This is a genomic window from Ensifer sp. GW101-20A05 (assembly GCF_059424735.1).
On sequence record NZ_JBWKZT010000037.1, the window covers coordinates 1 to 8,529 of the forward strand.

Genomic DNA, 8,529 nt, shown 5'->3' on the forward strand with positions numbered 1-8,529 from the left:
CCAGGGAAACTCTAGAGCGAAGGTCGTCGTCGCCAGCAGCGCCGCCGCCCTCGTCAGTGATCGGGCTTATAGACCCCACACCTCACAGACGTCAACAGGCTTTTTGGAAAAAAATGACAGATTTCTGACAAAGGCCGGAAACGCAGGGCTTTGAGCCCCCAAAAAAGTTTTACCCTCTCTCCCGGGCCTGTGGAGACACATTTTGGCCCTCACTTTTTCACAATCCGCCGATCTAAGCGAGAACGACGATGCTTCGCGGATGCTTTCGCGCGGGTAGGCGTGGGATCTCTTGGATATCCGCCCTCTCCCCTCCCCCGCGATTTGACTCCGTTACGCGAAAGATGCACATCTTCGCGCAACGTATCGCAGGCAAGAATACGGTTTAGAGAAATCGGGGACACTCAGTTCGGCATGAACACCGACAAGAACATGGTCAGGTCGCTCGGCGATCAGCCGCCGATCCTTGCGCATGGCCGCCGCGCGCCCGACAGGCGTGAGATCTCCCTCCGCTGGCTTTCCGGCACCTTTCTGACCGGCATCACCTCAAGCCTTCTTATGGGCGTTGCTCTTTTTGCAGCACTCGACGGGCGCCAACAGTTGGCCATCCCCGCCGAAGCCTATGCGGCGCTCGACAGCGCGCCGAACGGAGACGAGCAGGCACGCGCGGTGCGCGGCGGTCGCATCCTTTCGCCCAAACTCGTCGCCAAGCCGGCCGACAAGACCGTCATGGAAGTTTCCACCATGACCCATGACGGCGAGAAGGAAGTGGTGCGCAAGCAGCCTTTCGTTCACGTCAAGATGGCGCTTGCCGCCAACCATCAGCCCTCGGAAAACTATCCGGACTTCGATCCGCTGGCGATCTTTTCCACGGACAAGGCGGACGAGGAATCCCCGGTCGCCCGCACCGGTACGCTCTATGGCTCGAACGTCGATTCCGAAGTGGCGCTGAAGACCGTCGATTTCCCGCTGAAAGGTGGCGTTGCCTTCGACAGCTCGATGTCGCTCGAAGAGGTCGAGGAAAATGTCCGCACCAACGGTTCGGTCCTGACCGAGGGCAGCACCCAGGTCGCGTCACTCTATTACGTCGATCCGCAGCGCTTCGCGTCGGAGAGCGACGGGCTTGACCTGCTTCAGGGCCTGACCGCCCGTATCGTCGAGCAGAACAAGAGCGATGCCGCCTACGAGACCATCGACGAAGAAAGCACCGAATACGCCGACGACATCATTCCGGTGCGGCGTCAGACCGACATCGCGACCGTCATGGTCAATGCCGGTTATGCCAAGGCGCAGGCCGACGACGCCGCCGGCTATATCGGCGACGCGCTCGGTGCGAACGAACTGAGCGAGGGCGATGTTCTGCGCATCGGCATCATTCAGAACGGCGAAGCGCAGAAGGGCGACGAGGCCCGCATCGTGCGCGCCACCATCTATTCGCGCAACCGCCATGTGCTGACGATGGCGGTCGACGACAAGGGCCGCTTCGTTCCGGGTGCGGAACCGCCGAAGCTCGACGCGGTCGCCACCGCCTTCGATGACAACGGCGCGCCGGTCATGACCAGCAGCCACGATCTGCCGCGCGTCTATGATGGCATCTACCGCGCCGCTCTTTCCTATGGCATGAGCGCCGACATGGTCAGCCTCGTCGTCAAGCTGCTCGCCAGCAACGTCGATTTCCAGGCGCAGCTGAAGCCGACGGACTCGCTTGAAGCCTTCTTCTCCGTGACCGACGAACGCGGCATGGCGACGGAAGAATCCGAGCTTCTCTATGTCCGCGCCAAATTCGGCGATGCGGTCACCGCCTTCTACCGGTTCCAGGATCCGGAAGACAATTCGATCGACTACTTCGATACCGAAGGCAAAAGCATCCGCCAGTTCCTGCTGCGCAACCCCGTGCCGAACGGCCATTTCCGCTCCGGCTTCGGCATGCGCCGCCACCCGATCCTCGGCTTCTCGCGCATGCATACCGGCGTCGACTGGGCCGCGCCGCGCGGAACACCGATCATTGCTGCCGGCAGCGGCGTCGTGGAAAAGGCCGGCTGGGATTCCGGCGGCTATGGCAACCAGACTCTGATCCGCCACGCCAACGGCTACGTGTCGTCGTACAACCACCAGAGCGCCATCGCCAAGAACGTCAAAGTCGGCAACAAGGTCGTCCAGGGCCAGGTGATCGGCTGGGTTGGCACAACGGGCCTTTCGACCGGTCCGCACCTGCATTACGAGTTGATCGTCAACGGCAACAAGGTCGATCCACTGCGCATCCGCCTTCCCGGCGGCAAGTCGCTTTCCGGCGACGCGCTGGCGAAGTTCGAGAAGGAGCGCGATCGCATCGACGAGTTGCTGAACAAGGATGGCGCCGAAGTCGCAAGCAACTAGGCACCCCTCCCCTCTTCCAAAGTCTGCACAAGCAAAAAAGGCCGCCCCGAAGGGCGGCCTCTGTGTTTGATGCCTTGTCAGGCGGCTTCCTTGTCCGCCGTCGCTCCGCGCTTGAAGTTGAGGCGGTCGGAGCCGGAAAGCACCTTGACGGACGAACCATCCGGGAACTCGCCCTGCAGGATCTTCTCGGCGAGCGGATCCTGCAGGTATTTCTGGATCGCCCGCTTCAGCGGACGTGCACCATAGGCCGGGTCGTATCCCTTGTCGGCAAGGAAGGCTCGAGCGTCATCCTCAAGCTCCAGCGTGATCTTGCGCTCGGTAAGCAGCTTGCGCAGCCTTTCGAGCTGGATATCGACGATCGCACCCATCTCCGAGCGACGCAGCCTGTGGAACAGGATGATCTCGTCGACGCGGTTGAGGAACTCCGGCCGGAAGGCCGACTTGACGACATCCATCACCTGGTCGCGAACGACATCGCTGTCTTCGTTTTCGCCAAGTCCGACCAGATACTCAGCCCCGAGGTTCGAGGTCATGATGATCATCGTGTTGCGGAAGTCGACGGTGCGGCCCTGACCATCGGTCAGGCGACCGTCATCGAGCACCTGCAGGAGCACGTTGAAGACATCCGGATGCGCCTTCTCGATCTCATCGAACAGTACGACCTGGTAGGGCCGGCGACGGACGGACTCGGTCAGGGCTCCGCCTTCCTCGTAGCCGACATAGCCGGGAGGTGCACCGATCAGCCGGGCCACGGAGTGCTTCTCCATGTATTCCGACATGTCGATACGCATCAGCGCGGTCTCGTCGTCGAAGAGGAAACGGGCAAGCGCCTTGGTGAGCTCCGTCTTGCCGACGCCAGTGGGCCCAAGGAAGATGAACGAGCCGATCGGCCGGTTCGGATCCTGAAGCCCGGCACGCGAGCGCCTGACCGCACGGGAGACCGCCTGCACGGCGTCGCCCTGGCCAACGACCCACTTCGCCAGTTCGTCCTCCATCCTGAGCAACTTGTCGCGTTCGCCTTCCAGCATCTTGTCAACAGGGATGCCGGTCCAGCGCGAGACGACATGCGCGATGTTGTCGGGGGTCACGACCTCCTGCACCATCGGGTTGGCATTGGCGTTTTCCTGGCTTTCGGCATCGGAAAGCTCCTTCTCGAGCTTCGGAATGACACCGTAGGTCAATTCGCCGGCGCGCTGGAACTCGCCCTTGCGCTGGACGATCGCCAGTTCGTTGCGGGCTTCGTCAAGCTGCTTCTTGAGATCGGCAGCCCGGCCGAGCTTCTGCTTCTCGGCCTGCCAGCGGGCCGTCAGGGCCGATGCCTGCTCTTCGAGCGAAGCGAGGTCAAACTCGAGCTTCTCCAGCCGATCCTTCGACGATGCATCGGTTTCCTTCTTCAGGGCCTCGCGCTCGATCTTCAGCTGGATGATGCGTCGGTCGAGCTCATCGAGCTCTTCAGGCTTGGAGTCCACCTGCATCCGCAGACGCGACGCCGCTTCGTCCATGAGGTCGATCGCCTTGTCCGGCAGGAACCGGTCCGTAATGTAGCGGTTGGAGAGCGTCGCGGCGGCAACCAGCGCCGAATCCGAGATCCGGACCTTGTGGTGCTGCTCGTACTTCTCCTTCAGGCCGCGCAGGATCGAGATCGTGTCCTCGACCGTCGGCTCCTCGACCATGACAGGCTGGAACCGGCGGGCGAGCGCCGCGTCCTTCTCCACGTGCTTGCGATATTCATCAAGCGTAGTGGCGCCAACGCAATGCAGCTCGCCGCGCGCAAGCGCCGGCTTCAAGAGGTTGGAGGCATCCATTGCTCCTTCCGCCTTGCCGGCACCGACCAGCGTGTGCATCTCGTCGATGAACAGGATGATCTCGCCGTTTTCGGCCTGCACCTCGTTGAGAACGGCCTTCAGCCGCTCCTCGAACTCGCCGCGATACTTCGCACCGGCAATCAGCGCGCCCATGTCGAGCGCCATCAGCCGCTTGTCCTTGAGGCTTTCCGGCACGTCGCCATTGACGATGCGCAGGGCAAGGCCCTCGGCGATCGCGGTCTTGCCGACGCCGGGCTCACCGATCAGCACCGGGTTGTTCTTGGTGCGGCGCGACAGCACCTGGATGGTGCGGCGAATCTCGTCGTCACGGCCGATCACCGGGTCAAGTTTGCCTTCACGGGCATCGGCCGTCAGGTCGCGCGCATATTTCTTGAGGCTGTCGAACCCTTGCTCTGCATTTGCGCTATCGGCGGTGCGGCCCTTGCGGATGTCGTTGATCACCTGGTTGAGCTTGGTCGGGGTCACGCCGGCCTTGGCGAGAATGCCTGATGTCGCGGCCGAGCTCTCGATCGCAAGCGCCAGCAGCAGCCGTTCGACGGTGACAAAGCTGTCGCCAGCTTTCTTCGCGGCCTCTTCGGCACTCGAAAAGACCCGGGCGAGCGGCTGCGACAGGTAAACGGAGCCATTGCCACCGGAAACTTTGGGAAGCTTGGCAAGTGCTGCATCATTGCCGGCGCGCGCCTCGCGGGCGTCGCCCCCGGCGCGCTCGATCAGCGAAGCGGCCATGCCTTGATCGTCGTCGAGCAGCACTTTCAGCACATGCTCGGGCGTGAACTGCTGATGTCCTTGCGCCAGCGCATAGGTCTGTGCCGATTGCAGAAAACCGCGCACGCGCTCGGAATATTTTTCAATGTTCATACTCTACCTCCATAACCCGGCAGGCCCATCGTGTGGCACCTGTCGGTGGTTCAGGATCAGGCTCCCGCATTCGGCAAGCCTGTCAGTGTGGAGCGATCCCCGCCTTGCGCCGGATCAACGCATCCGAAGCGAATATGGGGCACCGATTTTGGAAATTAAAGAGCCGTCGCTGGTCTCTGGACGGAAATCTGCAACCGAAAAATGCGGCCGCTCGACGGTTTGCCGCGCGGCCAGTTTTGTACTCAGGGAGGCGAGAAGCCGGTTGGTTCGCTAAGCCGCCATCAGCGACCGTTCGGCGAATGAAGCTCCGAACTCCTTCATGCGTCGCACGTAGTAGGCCGGGTCGATCAAAACCTCCGGGAGATAGAGGCCGGGAGCCGACGCTTCGCCACCTTCGAGGCCGAGCATGCGTTCCACGGCGAGCGCAACACCAAGGGCGGTTAGCGGCGCCTGGCCTTCGGGGTGCACGATCTCATGGCGATGGTCGAGAGGCTGGCCATCCTTCCCCCGTCCCGTCATCTCGATGACGATCTCAGTCGAAAACGGCTCGCCGCGGCGCCGGCTCGCGGATTCGCTATAGGCGAGATCCAGCCGGATATCGCCGGCATCGGTCCGGGCCGCAAGCGCCATGACATCGAAGGGCGAATAGGCGACCGCATCGAGTTCGACACCGTCGACGCTTCGATAGCGCGCCTTCGAATCCTCGCAGCCAGCCCAGTGGAGCCTGCCCTCCTTGACCGTCAATGCCGACGGCGCGAGGCCGGTGATGCGATTGTAGTCGGCAAGTGCTGCCGGCCCGCCCATGTCCTGTTCGTCAAGCAGGACCCCGATGCGGATCGTGTCGATCGCCTCATAGGCCTTGGCGAATTCGAGGATCGGGAAGATGGCGGCCCCGGCAAGCCAGTGGCTGGCGAGCAGGATCGGCGCCTTGTCCGGCGCGTGGATATATTGCGCCATTTCCGGCCCCACTTCGAAGGTGCCGCTGGAAAGGCTGATATAGGGGACGCCGTGGCGCTGGGCGTAGCGCATCGAGCTCAGCTTCTCATCCTTCAGGAAAATGACGACGGCACTGAAACGCTTCTCGTCGCCAAGGCCGAGATCCGGCCGCGCCAGATCGACGCTGACGCCGATGGCGTTTCCGACCTCGCGCGCGACGGCCTCGGCCTTGCCGAAATCACGGCCGCCGATAGCGATCGGCAATGTCAGGTGGAGCCGGCGGATGATTTTCGCCGCCTGCGATCGGACAACCCCGGAACCGCCGATGATCAAAACAGGCTGAAACTTGCTCGACATCTTCCTATCTCCTAAACGAAAAGTGTCTGGCTGATTGCCGAACCTACCATTAGTAACTTACTATTGGTAGATAGGTTGCCGAACGCCGCTTTCAAGAGCCACGAGCCGACGCGAAAAGGATTGCGATCGATGGCCCCGACCAAAAGCCGAAAGCTCGCCAAGCCCGAACGGCGTGCCCAGTTGATCGAGACCGCCAAGGAGATCCTGCGCGAGTGCGGCGCCGACGCCCTGACGCTCGGCCACCTCGCCGAACGCGCCGGCGTCAGCAAGCCGATCGCCTACGAGCATTTCGGCACGCGCGAGGGGCTTTTGATCGCGCTTTCCCAGGAAATCGAAGACCGCCACGCAACCAAACTGCAGGCCGCGCTTACGGGGGCACCGAAAGAGCTCGATGCGGTCGCCGACATCATCAGCTCGGTTTACATCGACTGTGCCGTCGACAGTGGTGAGGAATGGCAGGCCATCTCAGGAGCGCTACGCGGCAACGCGGACATGATCGCGACGCAGCAGCAACAGGTCGACGACTATGTCGCCGCGATCCAGGCGGCACTCGGACCCTTCGCGAAAATTCCCTCCGACGATTTGCGCCTGCGCTGCACCGGTATCGCAGGAGCAGCCGAGGCGATCGGCCGCGAGCTGATCCGCGGCCGGACGAACGAGACGGCCGCCAGCGCCAATCTTGCCGCACTGATCGTCGACAGCGTCGACGTTTGATCGGTAAGCCTCCGGTGAAGGCCGTCTTGTGAGGTGATACCAAACATCGGAAGTCCTAGTGCTAGCACTAGGAGTAGTCATATGACGAAGCATCCGATTGAAGTGATCACGTCCGTCGAGCGCCGGCGGCGCTGGTCCCGCGACGACAAGGAACGCCTCGTCGCTGCCTGCCTTGAACCGGGCGCAGTGCTCTCCGAGATCGCCCGCGCAGCCGGGATCCACGTCAGTCAGCTCTTCCGTTGGCGCAAGGAGTTTTGTCGTATTGAGGAGCCGTCGATGCAGACGGCGAACACGTTGGTGCCTGTAATCGTGTCTGAGGCCACACCTGCAGCCCAACCCGTTGTCTCGGAACCGTCGGTCCCATCGCATTCTCGTCGGAAGCGCAGCGATGTGACGATTGAACTGGGACGAGGTCGACGTGTCCGGGTAGACAGCGACATCGACACCGAGGCGCTGGGTCGCATTCTCGACGTCGTGCTGGCTCGGCGATGATCCCGGTCCCGACTGGTGTGAAGGTCTGGTTGGCGACGGGCCATACCGACATGCGCAAAGGCTTCCCTGGTCTGTCGCTGATGGTGCAAGAGACGCTGAAGCGCGATCCGATGTGCGGCCATTTGTTCGTGTTTCGCGGTCGCGGTGGAGGTCTGCTCAAAGTGATCTGGCATGACGGGCAAGGCGCCTGTCTGTTCACAAAGAAGCTGGAACGCGGCCGTTTCATCTGGCCGTCGGCAGCCGACGGCACGGTGGTGATTACGCCGGCGCAGCTCGGTTATCTGTTGGAAGGAATCGACTGGCGGATGCCGCAAAAGACTTGGCGTCCGACGTCGGCAGGATAAGCAAAACCACTGGCATGGCGGGATCGAATATGATTCCATCCTGCCATGAACGACGCGCCTGATGAACTTACGAACGACCTTGCCAGTGCGCTTGCACTGCTGGCTGAGGAGCGTACCCGGCGCATCGCTGCCGAGGCAGAAGCCGCGACCGCCAAGGCGCAAGCCGCCAGCGCAAAGGCGCTCGTGTCGCATTCCGAAGCACTGATCGCGCGGCTGAAGTTGGAGATCGAGAAGGTTCGTCGAGAACTTTACGGCAGCCGCTCAGAACGCAAGGCGCGGCTCCTTGAACAGATGGAGCTGCAGCTCGAGGAACTCGAAGCCGACGCTGGCGAAGACGAACTGGCGGCGGAGATCGCAGCCAAGGCCTCGGCAGTCCGGGCCTTCGAGCGCAAGCGCCCGTCACGGAAACCGTTTCCCGAACATCTCCCGCGCGAACGGGTCGTTATCGCGGCTCCGACAAGCTGCTCCTGCTGCGGTTCGGCCAGGTTGTCGAAGCTCGGCGAGGACATCACGGAGACGCTGGAGGTCATCCCGCGCCAGTGGAAAGTGATCCGTAAGCGACAAGGAGACCCCATCTGGCAGGGGTGATGGACGTCACGCTATGGCAGGCATCTGATTTCTCTGACTGT

The 8,529-nt window shown here is 62.2% G+C and carries 6 protein-coding genes and 1 pseudogene; 5 read left to right on the top strand and 2 right to left on the bottom strand.

From position 1 onward, the window contains the following. Positions 1-411: 411 nt before the first annotated feature. Positions 412-2,373 (top strand): M23 family metallopeptidase, encoded by a 1,962-nt coding sequence (locus AC070A_RS34375; RefSeq protein ID WP_057254810.1) that lies wholly within the window; start codon positions 412-414, stop codon positions 2,371-2,373. Between the two features lie 77 nt (positions 2,374-2,450). On the opposite strand, the gene clpB is transcribed toward AC070A_RS34375, so the two are convergent. Together clpB and AC070A_RS34385 are read right to left on the bottom strand one after the other, a co-directional pair. Then, positions 2,451-5,057 (bottom strand): ATP-dependent chaperone ClpB, encoded by a 2,607-nt coding sequence (gene clpB, locus AC070A_RS34380; RefSeq protein ID WP_218374505.1) that lies wholly within the window; start codon positions 5,055-5,057, stop codon positions 2,451-2,453. 270 nt (positions 5,058-5,327) lie between these two features. Further along, positions 5,328-6,350 (bottom strand): saccharopine dehydrogenase family protein, encoded by a 1,023-nt coding sequence (locus AC070A_RS34385; protein ID WP_113738028.1) that lies wholly within the window; start codon positions 6,348-6,350, stop codon positions 5,328-5,330. Between the two features lie 129 nt (positions 6,351-6,479). Between AC070A_RS34385 and AC070A_RS34390 the strand changes: the two genes are divergently transcribed. The 4 genes and pseudogenes from AC070A_RS34390 to AC070A_RS34405 all read left to right on the top strand — a co-directional run. Continuing rightward, on the top strand, positions 6,480-7,064 hold the full coding sequence (locus tag AC070A_RS34390) for a TetR/AcrR family transcriptional regulator (protein ID WP_057254807.1): 585 nt from the start codon (positions 6,480-6,482) through the stop codon (positions 7,062-7,064). Positions 7,065-7,145: 81 nt separating this feature from the next. Continuing rightward, positions 7,146-7,556: an IS66-like element accessory protein TnpA gene (gene tnpA, locus AC070A_RS34395; RefSeq protein WP_043625102.1), complete on the top strand. Its 411-nt coding sequence runs from the start codon at positions 7,146-7,148 to the stop codon at positions 7,554-7,556. A 29-nt stretch (positions 7,557-7,585) separates the two neighbouring features. Continuing rightward, entirely contained in the window at positions 7,586-7,900 is a 315-nt protein-coding gene (tnpB, locus tag AC070A_RS34400) for an IS66 family insertion sequence element accessory protein TnpB (protein WP_492384734.1), read from the top strand. Between the two features lie 45 nt (positions 7,901-7,945). Beyond that, positions 7,946-8,455: pseudogene (locus tag AC070A_RS34405) on the top strand (IS66 family transposase); the annotation flags it as partial. Between the last annotated feature and the right edge of the window lie 74 nt (positions 8,456-8,529).